At 37.4% G+C, this 19,860-nt stretch carries 17 protein-coding genes, 1 pseudogene, 1 riboswitch and 2 other annotated features; of the genes and pseudogenes, 14 read left to right on the top strand and 4 right to left on the bottom strand.

Going from position 1 to position 19,860, the window contains the following annotated elements; translation table 11 throughout:
- Positions 1 to 109: 109 nt before the first annotated feature.
- From BW727_RS06750 to BW727_RS06740, 3 genes are all read left to right on the top strand, one after another.
- Positions 110 to 742 carry a copper homeostasis protein CutC gene (locus BW727_RS06750; RefSeq protein ID WP_062468570.1) on the top strand — a complete coding sequence of 211 codons (633 nt, stop codon included), beginning with the start codon at positions 110 to 112 and terminating at the stop codon, positions 740 to 742.
- Between the two features lie 57 nt (positions 743 to 799).
- Positions 800 to 962, top strand: a riboswitch (M-box (ykoK) riboswitch).
- 168 nt (positions 963 to 1,130) lie between these two features.
- Positions 1,131 to 2,474: a magnesium transporter gene (gene mgtE / locus BW727_RS06745; protein ID WP_159443134.1), complete on the top strand. Its 1,344-nt coding sequence runs from the start codon at positions 1,131 to 1,133 to the stop codon at positions 2,472 to 2,474.
- A gap of 25 nt (positions 2,475 to 2,499) precedes the next feature.
- Complete coding sequence (locus BW727_RS06740) at positions 2,500 to 3,204, top strand: DUF2238 domain-containing protein (protein ID WP_217994412.1); 705 nt, start codon at positions 2,500 to 2,502, stop codon at positions 3,202 to 3,204.
- A gap of 16 nt (positions 3,205 to 3,220) precedes the next feature.
- Here the strand turns inward: BW727_RS06740 and BW727_RS06735 are convergent, their stop codons facing one another.
- A complete protein-coding gene (locus BW727_RS06735) occupies positions 3,221 to 4,075 on the bottom strand; it encodes an AraC family transcriptional regulator (protein ID WP_062468573.1) in 855 nt (284 codons plus the stop codon).
- 157 nt (positions 4,076 to 4,232) lie between these two features.
- Between BW727_RS06735 and BW727_RS06730 the strand changes: the two genes are divergently transcribed.
- From BW727_RS06730 to BW727_RS10665, 5 genes are all read left to right on the top strand, one after another.
- Entirely contained in the window at positions 4,233 to 5,600 is a 1,368-nt protein-coding gene (locus BW727_RS06730) for a carbohydrate ABC transporter substrate-binding protein (protein WP_062468575.1), read from the top strand.
- A 74-nt stretch (positions 5,601 to 5,674) separates the two neighbouring features.
- A complete protein-coding gene (locus BW727_RS06725) occupies positions 5,675 to 6,565 on the top strand; it encodes a carbohydrate ABC transporter permease (RefSeq protein WP_062468578.1) in 891 nt (296 codons plus the stop codon).
- A 15-nt stretch (positions 6,566 to 6,580) separates the two neighbouring features.
- Positions 6,581 to 7,471: a carbohydrate ABC transporter permease gene (locus tag BW727_RS06720; protein WP_062468580.1), complete on the top strand. Its 891-nt coding sequence runs from the start codon at positions 6,581 to 6,583 to the stop codon at positions 7,469 to 7,471.
- A gap of 15 nt (positions 7,472 to 7,486) precedes the next feature.
- Positions 7,487 to 9,640: a 1,3-beta-galactosyl-N-acetylhexosamine phosphorylase gene (gene gnpA, locus BW727_RS06715; RefSeq protein ID WP_062468581.1), complete on the top strand. Its 2,154-nt coding sequence runs from the start codon at positions 7,487 to 7,489 to the stop codon at positions 9,638 to 9,640.
- Complete coding sequence (locus BW727_RS10665) at positions 9,641 to 9,808, top strand: DUF6903 family protein (protein ID WP_169749236.1); 168 nt, start codon at positions 9,641 to 9,643, stop codon at positions 9,806 to 9,808.
- Positions 9,809 to 9,873: 65 nt separating this feature from the next.
- On the opposite strand, the gene BW727_RS06710 is transcribed toward BW727_RS10665, so the two are convergent.
- The 3 genes from BW727_RS06710 to BW727_RS06700 form a co-directional block, all read right to left on the bottom strand.
- Positions 9,874 to 11,394: a PTS transporter subunit EIIC gene (locus tag BW727_RS06710; protein WP_062468582.1), complete on the bottom strand. Its 1,521-nt coding sequence runs from the start codon at positions 11,392 to 11,394 to the stop codon at positions 9,874 to 9,876.
- Between the two features lie 11 nt (positions 11,395 to 11,405).
- Positions 11,406 to 12,095: an N-acetylmannosamine-6-phosphate 2-epimerase gene (locus BW727_RS06705; protein WP_062468583.1), complete on the bottom strand. Its 690-nt coding sequence runs from the start codon at positions 12,093 to 12,095 to the stop codon at positions 11,406 to 11,408.
- A 91-nt stretch (positions 12,096 to 12,186) separates the two neighbouring features.
- Positions 12,187 to 12,678 (bottom strand): ECF transporter S component, encoded by a 492-nt coding sequence (locus tag BW727_RS06700; RefSeq protein ID WP_062468584.1) that lies wholly within the window; start codon positions 12,676 to 12,678, stop codon positions 12,187 to 12,189.
- Between the two features lie 152 nt (positions 12,679 to 12,830).
- On the opposite strand from BW727_RS06700, the gene BW727_RS06695 reads away from it, so the two are divergent.
- The 6 genes and pseudogenes from BW727_RS06695 (at position 12,831) to BW727_RS06670 (ending at position 19,854) form a co-directional block, all read left to right on the top strand.
- Positions 12,831 to 13,685 (top strand): pyridoxamine kinase, encoded by an 855-nt coding sequence (locus BW727_RS06695; protein ID WP_062468585.1) that lies wholly within the window; start codon positions 12,831 to 12,833, stop codon positions 13,683 to 13,685.
- Between the two features lie 59 nt (positions 13,686 to 13,744).
- Positions 13,745 to 15,559 (top strand): oligoendopeptidase F, encoded by a 1,815-nt coding sequence (gene pepF / locus BW727_RS06690; protein WP_062468586.1) that lies wholly within the window; start codon positions 13,745 to 13,747, stop codon positions 15,557 to 15,559.
- Between the two features lie 58 nt (positions 15,560 to 15,617).
- Positions 15,618 to 15,845: a binding site (T-box leader), on the top strand.
- 175 nt (positions 15,846 to 16,020) lie between these two features.
- Entirely contained in the window at positions 16,021 to 17,367 is a 1,347-nt protein-coding gene (locus BW727_RS06685) for a cyclic 2,3-diphosphoglycerate synthase (protein WP_062468589.1), read from the top strand.
- Positions 17,368 to 17,372: 5 nt separating this feature from the next.
- Positions 17,373 to 17,593 (top strand) — a binding site (T-box leader).
- 60 nt (positions 17,594 to 17,653) lie between these two features.
- Entirely contained in the window at positions 17,654 to 18,304 is a 651-nt protein-coding gene (locus BW727_RS06680) for an amino acid ABC transporter permease (RefSeq protein ID WP_062468591.1), read from the top strand.
- Positions 18,297 to 19,019, top strand: a pseudogene (locus tag BW727_RS06675) (amino acid ABC transporter ATP-binding protein). Before BW727_RS06680 ends, BW727_RS06675 begins: the two are co-directional and overlap by 8 nt.
- A gap of 22 nt (positions 19,020 to 19,041) precedes the next feature.
- Complete coding sequence (locus BW727_RS06670) at positions 19,042 to 19,854, top strand: transporter substrate-binding domain-containing protein (protein WP_062468592.1); 813 nt, start codon at positions 19,042 to 19,044, stop codon at positions 19,852 to 19,854.
- Positions 19,855 to 19,860 lie beyond the last annotated feature (6 nt).

Raw genomic sequence — 19,860 nt, 5'->3', positions numbered from 1 at the left:
CTCCTTTCAAATGGTTGCATACATGATTAATTGTTCATGTGTATGATACCATAAATGAAAGTATTTTAAAATTTAATTGAACATAGTATAGTAAGAGGGAGGTGAGGATATGTTAAAAGAAGCATGTGTCGAAAACTTTACAAAAGTTCCAAGTGTCATCCAAAGAGGTGCACAACGCATTGAGTTATGTGATAATTTAGCAGTGGGTGGGACGACACCGAGCGTAGGTGTGATGAAAAAAGCAATTAACTATTGCCATGAAAAAGAAGTTTCAGTGGCAGTGATGCTTCGCCCACGTGGCGGAAATTTTGTTTATACTCCTGATGAAAAAAAGATAATGGTTGAAGATTTAAAAACAATTTTAAATGCAAATGCAGATGCCGTTGTTATCGGTGCTTTAACAGATGACAATCAGCTGGATGAAGCATTTTTAATAGAAATAGCAAAACAAGTAAAAGAAAGACAACGAGAACTTGTTTTTCATATGGCTTTTGATGAAATTCCAACCGATAAGCAGAAAAGAGCCCTTCATCGCTTAGAAGAGATTGGTTTCGATCGTATTTTGACACACGGAGGGCCAATGAGTCAGTCTATCTTTGAAACAGTTGAAAACTTAAAAAAACTGATGGAGTGGCGTCAGAGTATAACGATTTTACCAGGGGGCGGGATTACAAAAGATAATCTTGGGGCTTTACAAGAAAAACTATCTTTCCAAGAAGTTCATGGAACTAAAATCGTCTAATCAGATTTGAAATGTACATTCTTAAAGATACCTGTTACAATGGTTAAGATGAAAAGTGAATAGCCTTGTTAGGTGAGGTTACTGTACTAGAGATACGCTGCTGCCCAGAAATGTCCAAAGACGCCAACGGGTCAACAGGAATTTCCGAATTAAGGGGATTCTTAATGTAGCTGGGAGTCCCTATGCTGTACAGAGCTGAAACTCAATGAAGAGGTGCGCATTTTAAGATAAACAAATTTGGGGCATGCTCTTTAGAGCGTGCTTTTTTGTTTGATATTTCAGGGGGTGGTTGATGTGGACCCGAGTCCTCATTTGTTTACAAACTCAAACAGGTACGTGTTTAAGAATGAAAAGGGAGACATCGCTCTCTCTGAAAGGGATGATTAGTATGGCTAATTATGAAAAAATATTTAAAGCAGCAAAAAATAATAATCATGCTGCTTTTCGTAAGCTCTTTTTACGGTTACATGTGAAGGACCAAGGTGATTTATTCCAAGCATTATATCCTCAAAATCAAAAAAAAGTAGAACAATTTTTAGAACCAGATGAATTCGCGGAATTATTCGAGTGGATGGATCCACTAGAGCAAAAGAATGTCTATGAAGTATTCTCTGATACCTATATTGCAACACTATTTCCTTATATGGAAGTTGACAACGTCGTTAAGTTTTTAGGCTACCTCACTCATGAAGAACAAAATAAAATACTCAGCTTACTAGAAGCTGATGACCGCGAAGAAATTACTAAAATGTTGTTATTCAAATCAGAGTCCTCTGGATCAGTCATGAATAAAGGTTATGTGACAGGATTAGAAAAAACGACCGTTAGGCAAGCTCTAGAAGATATCCGGGAATCCGCAAAAGATGTTGAAATGATTTATTATATTTACGTATTAGATGAGGAAGGGATTTTGAAAGGGGTAGCTTCTTTACGAGATTTAATGGTTAAGCCACCAAGCCAAACCCTAGAAGACATCATGATTACGCAAGTTGCTTTTGTAAATGTAGATATTGACCAAGAAATTGCAGCCCGACTCCTTCAAAAATATAACTTGATTGCCATTCCCGTTTTGGATGCAGTTAAAAAAATGGTCGGTTTAATTACCGTTGACGACGTGATGGATATTTTAGAAGAAGAGACAACGGAAGACTTTAATGAGTTTGCTGGTATCTCAAGAAAAAAGAGTAAAGATGTAGAAGATGGCGTTTGGGGAGTCGCCCGTATGCGGATGCCTTGGATTATTATTTTAATTTTCATGGGTATGATTAGTGCTTCATTGATTGGCTCTTTTGAGACTACATTAAATGAAGTTGTTCTATTAGCAGCTTTTATTCCCATTATTACTGATGCAGCTGGGAATGTGGGAACGCAATCCCTTGCAGTAGCCGTTCGTAAAATTTCGATGGGTGAAACATCTTCAAGCCGATCGATTGGGAGAATTTTGCTACAAGAGTTTTTTGTTGGTGCAGTTTTAGGCTTGGCAGCCGGAAGTGTTTTAGGTCTTATCGTTGCCATTTTTTACGGAAACACTATTTTGGCGATTGCAATTGGAATTTCACTTTTAATTACCTTAAGTATTTCAAATGTGGTAGGAGCAGTTATTCCTGTATTAATCAATAAATTAAATATTGATCCAGCAGTTGCTTCTGGCCCTTTTATTACTACTATTAATGATTTGATTGGATTATTTATTTATTTTTCGATTGCAACTCAAATTATCCACTTGCTATAAAAACCATTTATGAAAGGAGCGAATGATGAAACCTGAACGTAAATTAGAGAAAAGAAAAAATGTGGTTTTTTCTATTGTTTTATTTTTACTCGTTATTTCAATTTTTTATGCTATTTATATGCTCTTTCATGCACCTAGTGGATTAGCAGAGTATGCAGGCCAACGTGTCAAGAGTGATTATGTGTTAATGGTTTTACAATGTTTGTTTGGTGCGATTGTTATTTTCTTACCTGAAAAGGTAGAGGATCGGTTTGAAGTACGCATCCCCAATCTAATCAAAATTATTTATATTATATTTTTGTTTTTAGCTATTTATTTAGGTGAAGTTAGAAATTTTTATTTTCGAGTTCCGCATTGGGATAATATTTTACATTTTTTTAGTGCAACCATGTCAGGAGCTTTAGGCTTCTTTCTTGTTGATTATTTAAATGGTTTTGATAAATTAAATCTCGATTTAAGTCCGTTTTTTGTTTCATTCTTTGCTTTTTGCTTTTCTGTTACAGTGGGCGCTATTTGGGAAATTTATGAATTTCTAGCAGATGGGATATTGGGAACGAATATGCAGAAGTTTATTACGTTCCAAGGGGAAGTGTTAGTAGGTAGAGAAGCCATCAGCGATACGATGGAAGACATTATTGTTAACACACTAGGGGCTTTATTGATTGTTACGCTCGGTTATTTTTATTTACAAAAAAAACAAAAGCCTAACAAAAAAGTGCCAAAAGAGTAATTTGGAGAGATCCAAATTACTCTTTTTTTGATTGATGCCCCTTTTTTTGTAAGGTTCGATATTGGATAGGGGTGTATCCGGTCTTGCGTTTGAATGATTGTGAGAAGTAAGAGGGAGAAGAAAATCCAGCGAAGCCCGCAATCATACTAATAGGATGATCCGTAGAACCTAGTAGGTAACGGCTTCGATTAATTCGAACTTCATTTAGGTATTCAATAGGGGACATTCCTAGGGTACTTTTAAAGGTATGTGCCAAATAGTACTTATTCATATGTCCAATTGTGGCCAAGTCATCTAGCGTTAAGGAATCTTGAAAATTGTTATCAATGTGATGCTTGATGAGCGATATATTTTTATTCACAACGGATTGATCGGTTTTATTAAATTCAATGCTGTTATTTCGATTTAAATAAACGAGTAAAACTTCAAGTAAGTTTTTGGTAATATCTGCATTGCTATCAAGATTTCTCTTAGCCTCTAATAAAATAATATTAAAAAGTTCATTAATAATTTTAAGGTCTTTGGTAATATTATAAATAAAGAAAGACTCAAATTGATCACTGTGCTTACTTGAAAACAGAATGTCCTGGATTCCAATGGCAATGTACTCGAGTTTGCCATCTGGATCAGACATTTCAGTATGGTCTACGTTTTCATTGACAATAATGAGACTTTTTTCTTGAATAGGAAATTTTTTATTTGGAACCATAAAATAGCCTTTACCTTTGGTTACATAAATTAACTCCGTAAAAAAATGACTGTGGAAGGTACTGTGCCAATCGTGTTCGTATTTTGCTTCTGTCACATAAAAAACTTTTGTGGAGATTTTTTCTTCAGTAGGTGCGGCAATTTCATATACGCGGTTTGACATATCTTTCTCCAATCTTGCTTGTTATATTTTCTTCATTTTATGTTTAATTTAGACGGAAAGCAAGATATATAAAAAAATGAACAATATGTACATTGTGTAAGCGCTTATAAATGCATATAATTTAGGTAACAAAAAGATATGTAGGAGGATAAAGAGCATGAATAAAAAAATATTATGGGCAAGTTCAATCGCTTTAACATTAGGTTTAGCAGCATGTGGAACAACAGATACCGAAGAGACAACTTCGACAAACGATATGAATGAAACAAGTGAAGTTGCTGAAACAACGGATGGAGAAAAAGTAACCTTACACGTAGCCGCTTTAGAATCTGGTTATGGCGCAGAAATGTGGCAAAAAATTGCTGATGCTTATGAAGCAGCCAACGAAAATGTAACGGTAGAATTGACACAAGAGAAAAACTTAGAACAAGTTATTCGTCCGAATATGCAAGCAGGTGAATACCCAGACATCGTTTTACTGGCAACGGGTCGTGAAGAAGCCCTAACAGAAACATTGATTAAAGAAAAAGGGATCGAAGATATTTCGGATGTTATTGATATGAATGTTTATGGTGAAGGTGTGACAGTAGGAGATAAGTTACTAGACGGTTTTACTGAAACATTAGCAACAAATCCATATGGTGATGGCGCAACCTATTTAGCGCCAATGTTCTACAGCCCAACTGGACTATTCTACAACCAAGCATTACTTGCTGAAAAGGGTTGGGAAACGCCAACGACTTGGGATGAAATGTGGGCTTTGGGTGATAAAGCAGCTGCAGAAGATACTGCCTTATTTACCTATCCAGTCTCAGGATACTTTGATACCTTCTTAGGAGCGATGTTATATGCTTCTGGTGGCCCAGAGTTCTTTGAAGAAGCCATGACTTACCAAGATGGTGTGTGGGAATCGCCTGAAGCAACACGAGTTTTTGAAACGGTAGGGGGCTTAGCCGATTACGTAGAATCATCAACTGTAGCCAATGCTAATCCAAATGATTTTACAAGAAACCAACAACTGGTTCTAGATAATAAAGCACTCTTCATGCCGAATGGGACATGGGTTGTCGGTGAAATGGCAGAAGCACCACGCGCAGATGGCTTCGAATGGGGTATGACAGCTGTTCCAGCTTATGAAGAAAATGGCGATCAATACTCATTTACATTCTTTGAACAACTTTGGATCCCTTCTCAAGCAGAAAATATTGATGCTGCTAAAGAATTTATGACTTATGTCTATTCTGACGAAGCGGCAGATATCTTTTTAGAATCAGATGCTGTACAACCAATTGAAGGCATGGTAGAAAAAATGAGCGATGACAAAAAAGTTTTCTACAACATTTATGAAGAAGGCGCATTGCCAGCTTTAGGTGGTTTCGCTGCAACAACACCAGTACCTGGTGTGAATATGACGGACACACTTTATGGAACAATTGACAGTGTCATGTCAGGCGATAAGACAGTAGAAGAATGGCAAGCAGAAGTAGAAGCAGCTAGCGATCAATTAAGAAGCGCAGCAGAATAAAAAAGATAATAGATAAAAGGGTGGTGAGGATGAGGTTCTGTCCTCGCCATCTTTATTTTGAGAGGTGAATAAAAATGAACAATGGTAAGAAAAAAACATTATTTATAGCAGCGTGTTTATCACCTGCTCTTATCTTATTAACCTTATTTGTCCTCGTTCCAACATTTGAAGTTTTTAGAATGTCTCTCTATAGTTGGGGTGGTTTTTCTAATAATCAACAATTTATTGGATTGGATAACTTTAAAGTTCTTTGGAACGATACTAAATTTATGCAAGCATTTCAAAATACGGTATTGCTAATTGTAGTCGTGACAATTGTCACAGTTCTATTGGCACTCTTTTTTGCAGCAATTTTGACACGTGAAAAATTGAAGGGAACAGATTTGTTCCGAATTATTTTTTATATTCCAAATATTTTATCCATTGTTGTTATTGCCGGTGTTTTTTCAGCTATTTATAATCCAACACAAGGGTTATTAAATAGTGTTTTAGGGATGATTAAGCTTGAAAACTTACAGAGACTCTGGTTAGGTGATCAAAATATTGTTATTTATAGCATTGTCGGTGCGCTCATTTGGCAGGCAACGGGGTATTATATGGTCATGTACATGTCTAGTATGGCAAGTATTCCCGAATCATTTTATGAAGCGGCTTCACTAGAAGGTGCCGGACGTGTGACGCAATTCTTTAACATTACCTTACCACTTATTTGGAATAACATTCGAACTACCTTGACCTTTTTCATCATTAGTACCATCAATTTGAGCTTCCTCTTGGTTCAAGCCATGACAGGTGGGGGACCGGACGGTTCTACGAATGTATTTTTATTCTATATGTATAATCAAGCCTACACAAATTCAACTTACGGATATGGGATGTCAATTGGAGTGATTGTGTTCTTATTCTCCTTTGCTCTATCGGCCATTATTAACCGGGTTACAAAACGAGAAATACTACAGTATTAAGGAGGAGTATAAAAAATGGCGCAATCCAACGTTGAAACAGAAAAAAAATCGAATCGTATTTATAAAATTTTTATCTATGTCGCTTTAATATCCTTAGCTGTTTCCATTATACTTCCAGTCGCATGGATATTTTTTGCTTCAATCAAAGAAAACTCAGAATTTTATGGTAATCCATGGGCACTGCCAATGGGAGTCCATGTTGAAAACTTTGTTACTGCCTTTTCAGAAGCCAATATGGGGAGCTATTTATTTAACTCGGTAATCGTGTCCGCAATGGCCATTCTCATTCTATTAGCAGTCGCTTTACCGGCTTCTTATGTGCTGGCGCGCTTTGAATTTCGAATGAAGAAAATCGTTATGACGGTGATTCGTTCAGGATTATTTATTAATGTGAGTTACATTGTGGTGCCAATATTCTTAATGTTGTTAGGTTGGGATAATGGTTTACGTGAAGCTGGCGGAGCAAGTTTCTTCTTAAATAATCGATTTATGTTAGCTTTAATATATGCCGCAACTGCACTTCCTTTTACGACGTATCTTTTAACGAGCTACTTCCAAACGCTTCCTGTTGGTTTTGAAGAAGCAGCTTATATTGATGGTGCAAGTATGGCAAAAACGATGGTTTCTGTCATGATTCCTATGGCCAAACCCAGTATTATAACGGTTATCTTGTTTAATTTTTTATCGTTTTGGAATGAATACATTTTAGCTTTGACCTTAATGCCTGGTAGTGTCAAAACATTGCCGGTAGGACTGATGAATTTAATGGCTGCTGAACGGGCAGCTGCAAATTATGGACCTATGTATGCAGGGATGGTCATCGTTATGCTACCAACATTGGTTTTATATATTCTCGTTCAAAAACAATTAACACAAGGGATGACCGCCGGCGGTATTAAAGGATAGGAGGAATAGACAGTTATGACTAAAGGAAGATTAACGTTACCAAGTGAAACAAACTTTTTAGAAGAAACAAAAGAACTGATCGAGCGATGGGGCGCAGATGCGATTCGCGACAGTGATGGAACAAAACTAGATGAACAAATAAAAAGCTTACCCGCTAAAATTTATACCACTTATTTTGTAGCACGGGCTCATAACGAATTTGCTGAAAAGCATCCAGAAGAAACACAGCAACTGTATCTCCTTTCCGATCGGATAACAGCTGTTAACTCATCTGTGACCATTTCTTTTATGAAAGGATTTTTAAAAGAACAGATTAAACCGGACTATCAAAATGATGCCAAAAAATGGTGGGAAGTCATTGATCGAACAAGTGGTGAGGTTGTTCCAACTACAGACTGGGAACTAGAGAAAGCAAATGACCAAGTCATTATTCACCAGGCGAAAGCTTTTCATGAGTATACCGTATCCTTTCTCGCTTATATGATTTGGGATCCAACTCAAATGTATAATCACATAACAAATGATTGGGGAGATAAAGCGCATGACATTCCTTTTGATGTGCGCCAACCGTATTCCAATCATCATATGAAGACCTATTTGAAGCAGTGGTTAAAAGATAATCCTGATACGGATGTTGTTCGTTTTACAACGTTTTATTATCATTTCACTTTATTTTTTAATGACCAACGGAAAGAAAAGTTTGTTGATTGGTTTGGTTATGGGGGCACTGTTTCAGTAAGAGCGCTTAATGATTTTGAAGCAGAAAAAGGTTATCGCTTACGCCCAGAAGATTTTATTGATGAAGGTTATTATAATTCCACCTTCCGTAACCCAACAGCAGCTTATTTGGATTATATCGATTTTATTCAGGCCTTTGTTGCCAAAGAAGCGAAAGAACTCGTAGACATGGTTCATGCTAGTGGTAAAGAAGCAATGATGTTTTTGGGAGATAACTGGATTGGAACAGAACCTTATGGCAAACTTTTTGAAAGTATCGGTTTAGATGCGGTTGTTGGTAGTGTGGGCGGTGGAGCAACCTTAAGGATGTTAGCCGATATTCCACACGTTCGCTATACAGAAGGACGGTTTTTACCTTACTTCTTCCCGGACACCTTTCATGAAGGTAATAATCCCAATATTGAAGCCAACGAGAATTGGCTAACTGCGCGAAGAGCAATTATGCGTAAACCGATTGATCGTATTGGATATGGTGGCTACTTAAGTCTAGCTTACAAGTTCCCATATTTTGTTGATTATATTGCGGAGGTTGCCGACGAGTTTCGTGATATTCACGATAAAATTAAAGATGTTAAGCCTCATACTGTACTTAAAGTGGCTATACTAAATGCTTGGGGAGCATTACGTAGTTGGCAAACGCACATGGTTGCCCATGCTCTTTGGTATAAACAAATTTATTCCTATCAAGGGATTTTAGAGTCATTAAGTGGCATGCCAGTAGAAGTTTCGTTTATTAGCTTTGATGATATAATCGCTTCTGGTGTTCCGGCTGATATCGATGTCATTATTAATGCAGGGGACGCAGAAACAGCCTTCTCCGGTGGCGACTATTGGGAAAATACAGAACTAGTGACAACCATTAGAAAATGGGTTTATGAAGGTGGGGGCTTTATCGGAGTAGGTGAGCCAAGTGCTATTCATAAAAATGGTCAATTTTTCCAACTCGCACAAGTTTTGGGAGTGGATAAGGAACTTGGTTTTACCTTATCAACAGATAAATACTTTACTGAAGTAAAAACAGAGCATTTCATAACCCAAGACACTAAGGCATTTGATTTTGGTGAAGGTATGAAGAACGTTTATGCTCTTAATGCTGACACAGAAATTATTGAATACTCAAACGGAGAAGTTCACCTCTCAAGTCATGATTACGGAGAAGGTCGTGGCGTTTACATCGCTGGCCTACCTTATAGTATTGAAAATTCTCGTCTCCTTTATCGTTCGCTCTATTATGCGGCTCGTAAGGAAGAGGCTTTTGAGAAATGGAATACCACAAATCCTGCTTGCGAATTGAACTACTATCCTGAAATAGAAAAATTTGCATTGGTCAATAATACAATGGATTCACAAGAAACCGTTTATTTTGATGGGCAAGGAAATCGTTTTGAAGTGACACTCGAACCAAGTGAAATTCGGTGGGAGGAGATTTAAATGGGAAATAAAACGTCACTGTTTATCAAAGGAATTTTGTTTTTAATTTGTGTGGGCTTAGTAGTCGTAGGCCAAAAAACAATTGGTCGACCTTACATTCTCATGCAATTAGTAGGATTAGGTGGCTTATTTGCGTTACTCTGGGATTATAATCGAAAACAGGTATAAATAATTAAGCAACAAAAAAGAGCGAGAAATAAAATTCTCGCTCTTTTTACATGTTCATATTTATTCTATTCATCAGTTCCCATAATTTGATTAATTTCTTGGGATAACAAGTCTGCTCTACCGCCAAACACAGCTTGAATGCCACCTTGTACTTCAAAGACCGCTGTTGCGCCAAGATTTTTGATCACTTCTTTTTGAACAACATCACCATCTTTAACAGAAACACGTAAACGGGTTGCACAAGCCGTAACGGATTCGATATTTGCTTCATTACCAAGGGCTTCAATAATAATACGCGCATCTTCATTTAAAGAAGTCGCTTTTGTACTTTTTGGAGCACTTGTAACAATCGTTTCTTCTGTTTGTGTTTCGACAACTTCCATACCTGGCACCATAACCTTGAATTTAGTAACTAAAATTCTAAATACAAAGTAGTAAATGAGGGCCCAGATTGCCCCAACTGGCAGAACCCATAGCCAATTGGTTTTGGCGCTTCCTTGTAGAGGACCAAATAGGAAGAAGTCAATAAAACCGCCTGAGAAGGTATTACCAATACGAATGCTTAATAAGTCAGCAACGTAAAAAGATAAGCCATCTAAAAAGGCATGAACAACGTATAGCCAAGGTGCAACAAATAGAAACATATACTCAAGTGGTTCTGTAATACCAGTCAGAAAAGAGGTTAAAGCACTACTAAAATACAAACCAGCATTTTCTTTACGGTTTTGTTTTGGAATAGAATGATACATGGCAAGTGCAGCAGCAGGTAAACCGAACATCATTGTTGCAAAACGTCCTGCAAAGAAACGTGTTCCATAAGTAAAGAGACCGGTATGGTTAGGATCAGCTAGTTGTGCAAAGAAAATATTTTGTGCACCTGATACAGTCATACCGGCGACTGTCTCAGTTCCACCTAATGATGTATACCAGAATAAGGGATAGATGGTATGGTGAAGACCGACTGCACCTGTTAAACGGAGTAAGAAACCATACAAGAAAGTACCAAAACTACCCATTTCAGCTATAAGGGCACCCGCATCTGCTAAAGCGCCTTGAATAGGCGGCCAGATGAGATAGAAGAAAGCACCTAGAATAATCGCTGCAAAGGATGAAACAATGGGAATAAAGCGTGAACCACCAAAGAAACCAAGAAATTGTGGTAATTCAATCTTGTGATAACGATTGTGTAGAAAAGCAACTGTGCTACCTACTACAATTGAACCAACGACGCCGGTATCAATGGAGGCGCCTTCTGCAGAGAAAAGTTGCAGGAACCCACTTATTGTGGCTGCATAAACGAGATACGCAATACCCCCAGCTAGACCAGCTGTTCCTTTATCTCGATTGGAAAGCCCAACCGCAATCCCAATTGTAAAGATAAGGGGTAAATTCGCAAAGATGGCTCCTCCAGCCACACTCATGATATTTAGAATAACTTGTAACCAAGCAATATCTAAGAATGGATAAGCGGCTAGGGTACTGGGGTTACTTAGCGCGCCCCCTAGTCCGAGTAGTAAACCAGCCGCCGGTAAGATAGCAATTGGAAGCATCATCGCACGGCCAACTTGAGAAAATTTCTTAAACATATTCTAACCTCCTAATTAATCTGATCAATAAAGCGTTTCGCAATTTCTAAAGGACGTGTAATAGCTCCACCGACAACAATTGCAGCGACACCAAGCGCATGGATTTCTTTGGCTTGGGCAGGCGTATGGATTTTTCCTTCTGCAATAACGGGAATACCAGCAGCAACGAGTTTTTTCATAAGGGGAATATCAGGACCATCTTGTTGGACACTTTCTTTTGTATAACCACTTAAGGTTGTACCAACAAAATCGATTCCAGATTTATAAGCATTTAACCCTTCTTCAAAAGTGGCAATATCAGCCATAAATAATTGCTGTGGGTATTTTGTTTTAATTTCTTGAATAAAAGATTGCACCGATTTACCATCATAACGTTCACGCAAGGTACAATCTAATGCAATAACTTCAACTCCTGTTTCCACCAACTCATCTACCTCTTTCATGGTAGCTGTAATAAAGGGTTCTTGAGGTGGATAATCGCGTTTAATAATTCCAATCATTGGCAGTGCCACTTTTTCTTTGATTTGTAAAATATCTCGAACGGAGTTGGCACGAATACCAACAGCACCCGCTTGTTGAGCAGCTAGTGCCATGAGTGGCATGATACCACCTTCTTCTGTGTATAAAGGTTCACCGGGTAAAGCTTGACAAGAAACAATGATACCATCTTTCACTTGGTCTAAAAAAGATTGTTTGTTCATTATTTACACCTCCTTATCTATTTCAATCTATGACGTTAATATAACGGATGTTTTCTAAGATGTAAATGAAAATTTTAATAAACAGATGAGATTAAGGTGTTCTTTTTGAGAAAATAGGATTTAAAATTTTAAAAAGAACTACAGCCAAAACAGCACCCAATATTCCCTGAAGTAGATTCATCAAAATTGCCGCAAGAGCGGCAGCTAATCCATATAGAAACCAATCGGTTAGAAAATAGCCACCTGCCATCCATAAAGCAGGTAAGAAAACGGATAAACTCAACGTATGGGTACGCTTGTAAAGGGCACCTGCTAATAATCCTTCAACTCCTTTTACAACAAAGGTAAAGGGCATATACATGGCATAACCTGCAATCATATCAGCTAAAGTAGAACCAATCGCACCAACCCAAAAACCAGCAGCGGGTCCCATGAGGAGTGCTGCTAATAAAAGGACTGCATCTCCAATATTCAAATACCCTTGCCCATTTGGGATAGGAATACGAAATAATAAAGTCATAACGGCTGTTAGTGAAGCAAACATAGCAAAGCGAACCATTTGCGTAGTGGGGTTTTTTTTCATACACATTCCTCCTAGTTGTTTATTATACCGTAAGTATTTCTTCTTAGGGATATAAAAATATACGCAAAATAATATTTAGAATCAAAACGGCATAAAACCATAACTTTTGGTACAATAAGTAAGGAAAATAAGAAAGAGGAGGCAGAAGAAGGATGCAACAGCCACGTATTTTAGTTATTCAAGATATTTCTGCCAGCTGCCGAATTTCAGCAAATGTTGCTGTACCTGTTTTAAGTTGCTTGAATAATGCAGTAAATATCTTGCCAACAGCCTTGCTCAGTACACATACGGGTGTGGGTTTTTTAGATTATACTTATCTTGATTTAACAAGTGAAATAAAAAAAATATTAAACCATTGGCAGTCATTGAATCTAAAATTTGATGGCTTATTGATTGGATATTTAGGGTCACTGGAACAGATTGAAATTGTTAGAAGCATTATTCGTGATTTTGTCAAACCTAATGGAACCGTTGTGTTAGACCCTGTTATGGGAGATCACGGTTTTTTATATCCAGGCTTTGATAGTCAATATGTTTTAAGTATGCGTCAACTTTGCCAGGAAGTAACCGTCATTATTCCAAATGCAACGGAGGCCAGTTTATTATTAAATCGCCCTTATCAACCAGGACCCTTTAGTGAAACTTATGTCCGCCAATTATTAGCAGAACTGGTCCAGCTAAACAAAAATGCCGTGGTTCTAACAGGTGTTCGTTTAGACGCAGTTAACTTAGGCGCAGCAAGTTATAGTCTCCCAGAAAGAGATTATTCGCTCAGTTTAGACGCTTGGCATCCCGGTCACTTTGACGGAACAGGCGATTTATTTTCGAGTGTGGTCGCTGGTATGCTCTTCCAAAGAAAAACCCTTCAAGAAGCGACTAAAATTGCAGTCACATATGTTAATCGGGTCATTTCACGAACGATTGATAGCCAAATTGATACGAAATATGGGGTTCAATTTGAAACCGATTTACCTTTTTTAATGCAATTTTTAAATCCAGATGATTAGCAACTTTTATTTTAATTATGTTAAAATACTATTAAATGTTTAAAGGAGATAATTAGCCTATGGAGAAACAAAACTTAATGAAACGTTCAGAGGTCCCTACACAACTTACTTGGGACCTAGAAAGTATTTTTGCATCAAAAGAAGATTACCAAAGAGCGCAAGAAGAATTACAAGAAGCGGTTAAACGTTTTGAAACAAACTATAAAGATCAGTTAGCTGATAAAGAAATGATTCTCAAATCTATTGCGGATTATGAAGCGATTCAAGTTCAAATGTCGCGCTTATACCATTATGGATCCTTACCAGCAACAACAGATTTGACAAATGCTACTTATACACAAATGTCACGTCAACTTGATCAAATGATGGCAGATACGTATGCACGTCTTTCTTTCTATAATTCGCAACTAACACAAGTGAATACTGACATTTTGGATGCAGTTGCTGAAAAAGAACCTCGCTACACGTCATTTGTCCGTCATATGAAAGCAGACAAAGAAATTCAATTAACACCAGAACTTGAACAGGCATTGGCATTGCTCGCACCAACGTTTAATGCACCAGTCGGTATTTATGAACAAGCTAAATTAGCCGATATGGATTTTGGAAGTTTCACCGTCGATGACGAAGTGTATCCTTTAAGTTTTGTTCTGTATGAAGATCACTATATGTATCACACGGATACAAAAGTGAGAAGAGCTGCCTTTGATGCTTTTTCTAAAGTTTTGAAAAAATACGAAAACGTTATTGCACAAGCTTATTATACACAGGTCCAAACTGAAAAGACGCTAGCAACTATGCGCGGCTTTGATTCTGTTTTTGACTATCTCTTGTATGACCAGGAAGTCGATCAAGAACTGTATAATCGTCAAATTGATGTGATTATGTCAGATTTAGCGCCGGTTATGCAAAAATATATTACCCATTTAAAAGACGTTCAAGGATTAGATAAAGTAACCTATGCGGATTTGAAGATTGATTTAGATCCAGAGTACTCTCCTAAAGTTACCGTTGAAGATTCGAAGCAACTTGTAGAAGAAGCCATTTCTGTTTTAGGCCAGGAATATACCGATATGATTATGAAAGCTTACCCAGAACGTTGGGTCGATTTTGCCCAAAATATTGGTAAATCTACGGGAGGTTTTTGTTCAACTGTTTCCGGAAACGCTGCACATCCCTATATTTTAATGTCATGGACGAATCATTTGAGCAATGTCTACACACTCATCCATGAATTCGGTCATGCTGGTCAGGGAATTTTAGCATCTGAACACAACGCTGTTGTAGGGGATAATCCGTCTCTTTATTTGATAGAAGGCCCTTCCACATTTAATGAGTTATTGTTGACAGACTCTCTAACCAGTCAAACCGATGACCCGCGAATGGAACGGTTTGCTTTAACAAAAATGATGTCGGATACTTACTTCCATAATTTTGTAACTCATTTATTGGAAGCTGCCTACCAACGCGAAGTTTACAAGCGTGTCGATGCAGGATTAGGATTTGACGCCCAAGAATTAAGCAAAATCAAACGTGCAATTCTAGAAGAATTCTGGGGAGATGCCGTGGAAATTAATCCGGGTGCAGAACTAACTTGGATGCGTCAGCCACATTATTATATGGGGCTCTATCCTTATACTTACTCTGCAGGATTAACAATTGCAACCCAAGCTTTCTTAAAAGTAAAAGAGGAAGGGCAACGTGCTGTTGACCGCTGGCTAGAATTCTTAAAAACGGGCGATACCTATATTCCAGCGGATGCTGCAGCTGTTGCTGGCGTTGATATTCGGACTGATAAACCTCTAAAAGATACCATTGCCTATTTAAATCGTTCTGTTGATCGGATGATTGAGTTAACAAATGAATTAAAATAAATGCTTGACAATCTTATTTTAATCTAATATTATACTTGCAATGACAAAACTACATATGAAAAAATCAATGATAGAGAGAGTAAATCGAATTTTTTATTTTCAGTGAGACGGGTGGTAGTGGAAGCCTGTTAGTAAAAACCGATTGAACCGCACTCTATCGATGAAGAGGTGAAATAGGAGTAGCTTCTTCCGCAGATCATGCGTTACTACAATGAGGTGGATATGCCCGAGCGCATGTCAACTAGAGTGGTACCGCGGATATATGATATATAGACCCGTCTCTTGCAGATGCAAGGGATGGGTTTTTTTGTGTTTATAAATAAGGAAAAGGGGAATCGATGAAATGGTAAATAAGACAAGAGTCCCTTATTGGGTAAGAAAAGACAGGCAAAGCTGTTACCGAAAATAAAAAAGTTAATCTATTGACAACTATCATAGGAATCATTAAAGGGGAAATAAAAATGACAAAAAAAAATATAATCATTATCGGTGCGGCAGGTCGCGATTTTCACAATTTTAATACCTATTATCGAGGCAATGAGTCTTATAATGTTGTGGCGTTTACTGCAGCACAAATCCCAGACATCGACGGACGTAGTTATCCAACTGAACTAGCGGGAGAGGCTTATCCAAACGGTATTCCCATCTATAAACAAGAAGATTTAGCCAATCTGATTGCATCATTTGATGTAGAAGAGTGCGTGTTTGCTTATAGTGACATTCATTATGAAGAAGTAATGGGAATTAGTGCCATTGTTAATGCAGCTGGTGCCGATTTTACGCTATTAGGACCTAAGAAAACCCAACTAAAAAGTAAAAAACCAGTGATTTCAGTAACAGCGGTTCGTACCGGAGCTGGTAAGAGCCAGACATCGCGTAAGGTAATTGAGAGTTTGATGGCAAAAGGGATAAAAGTGATTGCCGTTCGTCATCCGATGCCATATGGAGATTTAAATGCACAACGTGTTCAGCGTTTTGAAACGGTTGAAGACCTTGAGAAACATCTTTGTACAATTGAAGAAATGGAAGAGTATGAACCACATGTTAGTCGTGGCAATGTCATTTATGCAGGTGTCGATTATGCAGATATTTTAATGGCTGCTGAAAACGATCCTAATGGATGCGACGTTATTCTGTGGGATGGTGGTAATAATGATTTCTCCTTTTATCAAGCCGATTTGGGGATTACTGTTTTGGACCCGCATCGTCCTGGTCATGAATTAAAATATTACCCAGGAGAAGTTTCCTTGCGTCAAGCTGACGTAACCATTATTAACAAAATTGATAGTGCGAGCAGTGAGTCAATTGCTATCGTCGAAGGGAATATTCAGGCAACGAATCCCAACGCAACAATTATAAAAGCAGATTCAACGATTACGGTAGACCATCCAGAGCTGATAAAAAATAAAAATGTTTTAATCGTTGAAGATGGGCCGACAGTCACTCATGGAGGTATGGTAATTGGTGCTGGAACGGTAGCAGCAGAACGACTTGGTGCCAATTCCATTGTAAATCCTCATCCTTATGCTGTTGGGAAAATTATTGATACATATGAAAAGTACCCACACGTTGGAAAGATATTGCCGGCAATGGGCTATGGTAAAGAACAATTAAAGGATTTAGAAACAACAATTAATAATGCGGATTGTGATACGGTTATTATTGGAACGCCAATTGATTTGTCGCGTATTATTACAATAAATAAGCCCACGACGCGTGTGCATTATGAATTAAATGAGCTAGAAGGGCCAAATCTTGATACAATCTTAGACTCTTTTATAGAGAAATACCAACTTGGTAAAAATTGAATAGAAAATAATCAATGATGAAGAGAGTAAACAGAATGTTTTTCTTTAAGCGAGTGAGGGGAGGGAGAGCCTGACAGAAAACTTTAGTCGAAACGCACTTCATCGATGAAGTGGTGAAAAAAGTAGCCTCTTCCGCGAATCAGGCGTTACTATAATGAGGTGGATATGCCAAGGCATGTCAACTAGAGTGGTACCGCGGATAATATAAATTTAGCCCGTCTCTTGTAAAACAAGGGACGGTTTTTTTGTGTTCAAAATATCGGTATGAAGGAGTTAGGGTTATACTATGTCAATTGAATTTTTAAAAACCTATCTGCCCATTTATTTTCAAGGGGCTGTTTATACAATTGCTTTATCTTTTTTTGCAATTCTCGGTGGAGTTGTCTTAGGAAGTGGACTAGCACTTGCGAAAATGTCAGAAAGAAAATGGTTGAGTAAACCGGCTAGTGGGTATATCCAAATAGTAAGAGGAACACCTTTACTTGTGCAGTTATTTATTATCTATTACGGACTGTTTTCTTTAAATATTGAATTACCAGATTTTACTTCTGGGACCATTACAATTGCATTGAACGCTGCTGCTTATATTGCAGAAATTATTCGTGCTGGGATAAACGGGGTGGATAAAGGACAAATGGAAGCAGCACGTTCAATCGGAATGAATAAAGTCCTAGCAATGCGGAAAATTATTTATCCTCAAGCTCTAAAAAATATCTTACCAGCACTAGGTAATGAATTTATAACGTTGATGAAGGAGTCATCAATTATTTCAGTAATCGGCATGCAAGATTTGATGTTTAAAGCTAAAGTTGTTGCCGGTGCAACTTTTATGCCTTTTTTGCCTTATATGATTGCAGCAGTTTTTTATTTCGCACTTACTAGTATCTTTACTAGAGGACTGGGATATTATGAAAGAAGGTTACAAGAAAGTGATTAAGACTATTAATTTGAAGAAATCATTTGGTGATAAAGAAGTTTTAAAAGGTATTAATGAAGAAATTACAGAGGGTGAAGTGGTGGTTATAATTGGGCCTTCAGGTTCAGGTAAAAGTACTTTTCTAAGATGTTTGAATTTACTGGAAAATCCTACATCTGGTGACGTTCTATTTGAGAAAAAGCGGATTAATCAACCTAAAGTTAATATGGATCTTATTCGTATGAAGATGGGAATGGTTTTTCAGGGGTTTAACCTATTCCCACATCTATCCGTACTTGAGAATATCACCATTGGACCAATAGAAATACAAAAAAGAACAGTTTCGCAAGCTAATAAAATTGGGGAAGATTTATTAATGAGTATGGGCTTAATAGAAAAAGCAAACGTCTATCCCAAATCTCTATCAGGTGGACAAAAGCAGCGAATAGCGATTGCACGTGCCCTTGCTATGCAACCACGCCTACTGCTATTTGACGAACCAACCTCGGCTTTAGATCCATAAATGGTTGATGAAGTTTTACAAGTAATGAAAAAGTTAGCAAATGATGGAATGACGATGGTTATCGTAACACATGAAATGGGATTTGCACGTGAAGTAGGTGACCGAATAATTTTTATGGATGAAGGTACGGTAGTCGAAACAGGAACACCTGAAGAGCTATTTACTTCTCCTCAACATAAGCGAACACAAGAGTTCTTATCTAAGATTTTATAAGTTAATAATAGGAGGAAATAGAATGAAAATAGTAAAACAAGTTTTAATTTTGATAAGTTTGATATTTTTGATAGGGTGTGGAAATGAAAAAATATTCTCTGAAAAAACCAGTAAAATTACAGAAATTCAAGAAGCGGGCGTATTAAATTTAGCAACATCCGCTGACTACGCACCTTATGAGTGGCATTTAGTCGAGGGTGGTAAGGATAAAATTGTTGGTTTTGACATTGATATTGCACAGATAATTGCAGATGAACTAGGAGTTGAGTTACATATTTCTGATTTGGACTTTGATGGGTTGATTCCAGCTTTGTCTACAGGAAAAGCAGATTTAATTATATCAGGAATGACACCAACAGCCAAAAGAGCAGAAAGTGTTGATTTTTCAGATATTTATATTTCACAAGAGGATGTCGTAGTAGTTCGTGAAGAAGATATGAATCAATTTAATCATTTAAAAACAATGGATTTTGTTTCTTGGGCAACTCAAAAAACAACGGTTCAAGAAGAATGGCTCCAAACAAACTATCCTGATTCTGACATACAATCAGTTGGTCAGTGGGGAACGGCAATTGTTTCTTTAAAAACTGGAAAAGTAGATGCTATTTTAATGGTGAAGGCAGTTGCTGAGCAATATGTGAAGCAAAATGAAGATTTAGTTATTGCAGATATAGAAGAAATAGGAACGCAAAATGATTCAGCAATAGCTATTCGTAAAGGTGATACTGATTTAAAAAATAAAGTAAACGAAATCATTGATAGCTTAAATAAATCAGATATGATAAACACGCTATATATTGAAAATACAGAATTAATGGATAAAAATATAAATTAAAAGCGA

Origin of the sequence: Jeotgalibaca dankookensis (assembly GCF_002005405.1) — a bacterium.
GTDB classification, from domain to species: domain Bacteria; phylum Bacillota; class Bacilli; order Lactobacillales; family Aerococcaceae; genus Jeotgalibaca; species Jeotgalibaca dankookensis.
The sequence above is the reverse complement of the archived record's forward strand: the minus strand, read 5'-3'. Positions and strand labels throughout refer to the sequence as shown.

Excerpts from the sequence above, each read along its gene's own strand:
- BW727_RS06750 (WP_062468570.1), top strand. The coding sequence starts at position 110 with ATGTTAAAAGAAGCATGTGTCGAAAACTTTACAAAAGTTCCAAGTGTC.
- mgtE (WP_159443134.1), top strand. The coding sequence starts at position 1,131 with ATGGCTAATTATGAAAAAATATTTAAAGCAGCAAAAAATAATAATCAT.
- BW727_RS06740 (WP_217994412.1), top strand. The coding sequence starts at position 2,500 with ATGAAACCTGAACGTAAATTAGAGAAAAGAAAAAATGTGGTTTTTTCT.
- BW727_RS06735 (WP_062468573.1), bottom strand. The coding sequence starts at position 4,075 with ATGTCAAACCGCGTATATGAAATTGCCGCACCTACTGAAGAAAAAATC.
- BW727_RS06730 (WP_062468575.1), top strand. The coding sequence starts at position 4,233 with ATGAATAAAAAAATATTATGGGCAAGTTCAATCGCTTTAACATTAGGT.
- BW727_RS06725 (WP_062468578.1), top strand. The coding sequence starts at position 5,675 with ATGAACAATGGTAAGAAAAAAACATTATTTATAGCAGCGTGTTTATCA.
- BW727_RS06720 (WP_062468580.1), top strand. The coding sequence starts at position 6,581 with ATGGCGCAATCCAACGTTGAAACAGAAAAAAAATCGAATCGTATTTAT.
- gnpA (WP_062468581.1), top strand. The coding sequence starts at position 7,487 with ATGACTAAAGGAAGATTAACGTTACCAAGTGAAACAAACTTTTTAGAA.
- BW727_RS10665 (WP_169749236.1), top strand. The coding sequence starts at position 9,641 with ATGGGAAATAAAACGTCACTGTTTATCAAAGGAATTTTGTTTTTAATT.
- BW727_RS06710 (WP_062468582.1), bottom strand. The coding sequence starts at position 11,394 with ATGTTTAAGAAATTTTCTCAAGTTGGCCGTGCGATGATGCTTCCAATT.
- BW727_RS06705 (WP_062468583.1), bottom strand. The coding sequence starts at position 12,095 with ATGAACAAACAATCTTTTTTAGACCAAGTGAAAGATGGTATCATTGTT.
- BW727_RS06700 (WP_062468584.1), bottom strand. The coding sequence starts at position 12,678 with ATGAAAAAAAACCCCACTACGCAAATGGTTCGCTTTGCTATGTTTGCT.
- BW727_RS06695 (WP_062468585.1), top strand. The coding sequence starts at position 12,831 with ATGCAACAGCCACGTATTTTAGTTATTCAAGATATTTCTGCCAGCTGC.
- pepF (WP_062468586.1), top strand. The coding sequence starts at position 13,745 with ATGGAGAAACAAAACTTAATGAAACGTTCAGAGGTCCCTACACAACTT.
- BW727_RS06685 (WP_062468589.1), top strand. The coding sequence starts at position 16,021 with ATGACAAAAAAAAATATAATCATTATCGGTGCGGCAGGTCGCGATTTT.
- BW727_RS06680 (WP_062468591.1), top strand. The coding sequence starts at position 17,654 with ATGTCAATTGAATTTTTAAAAACCTATCTGCCCATTTATTTTCAAGGG.
- BW727_RS06670 (WP_062468592.1), top strand. The coding sequence starts at position 19,042 with ATGAAAATAGTAAAACAAGTTTTAATTTTGATAAGTTTGATATTTTTG.